The organism is Porphyromonas sp. HMSC065F10, assembly GCF_001808555.1.
Classification (GTDB): domain Bacteria; phylum Bacteroidota; class Bacteroidia; order Bacteroidales; family Porphyromonadaceae; genus Porphyromonas_A.
Genome location: NZ_KV793801.1, coordinates 57,158 through 58,044, shown reverse-complemented (window position 1 = coordinate 58,044; position 887 = coordinate 57,158). Strand labels below are relative to the sequence as shown.

Genomic DNA, 887 nt, shown 5'->3' with positions numbered 1-887 from the left:
CATTACGAGCGACACCCTGGCGGGGTCGTGGGATAAAAGAGGGCTATGCTTACCCGGGGTCGTCGGGGCTACGCCCCTCCGACACCCGGGCTATGCAAAATGCACCCCTATCGGGGTGCCACCACCGCCTGTCGCACTATCTTATCGGACGAGTCGGACGGGTCGGACAGCGCAACAGACACCTGGTATCCGCCCATAAGGTCCACCCCGCCTAACGATCCTGCAGGGGTGTAGCCCGCCTGACAGCACCCCGCCTAACGATCCAGCCGGGGACCCCGGCAGGGGTCCGTTTTGCATAACCCGGTGGTCGAGGCACGAAGTGTCGAAGACCCCGGGTTTCCTGCGTCTCACCTTTATGACACGACCCCGATAGGGTGTCGCTCCCGCTATGTGACCTTCATTCCGAGCACCCCCGGTAGGGTCCCGAAAATAGATCTCCAGGAGGGTAATCAGGAGAGGCAGCGTGAGCGGCGTTACTTCTGCTTCCTATCGTCGTAGGAGTAGACCTCGCGGATCTTCCCATCCATACCATGGATGACAACCGAGACACCTCGGTCGATTGCGATCTCACGGGCAGCTTGGATAGCCTCCTCCTGAGTGGGGCAGAGCTTGAGCGCCTTGGGCTGACCCTCGCTGAGGATCTGCCACTTCCCATCCGACTTGCGGTGGGTCACATGTAAGTCTTTTCTCTTGTCCATAGTCTTAGTACTTAGTATTAAGTGAGTGGGTCACACAAATATAGACATAACCCCCCACAAGACCTAACCCTCCTCGACCAAGGGTCAGGGGTGTCGCACTCACCAGTCAGACAATGAGTGCGACACCCTGGCGGGGTCGCGGGACCGCTTGCAATGGCTGATCCCCGGGTCGTCGGGGCTACGCCCCTC

Annotated in this window: 1 protein-coding gene; it reads right to left on the bottom strand. The window is 59.9% G+C overall.

The annotated features are described in order from the left end of the window. Window positions 1-473: 473 nt before the first annotated feature. Window positions 474-698, bottom strand: a complete 225-nt coding sequence (locus tag HMPREF2890_RS06810) for a DUF2188 domain-containing protein (protein WP_070466926.1) — start codon at window positions 696-698, stop codon at window positions 474-476. Between the last annotated feature and the right edge of the window lie 189 nt (window positions 699-887).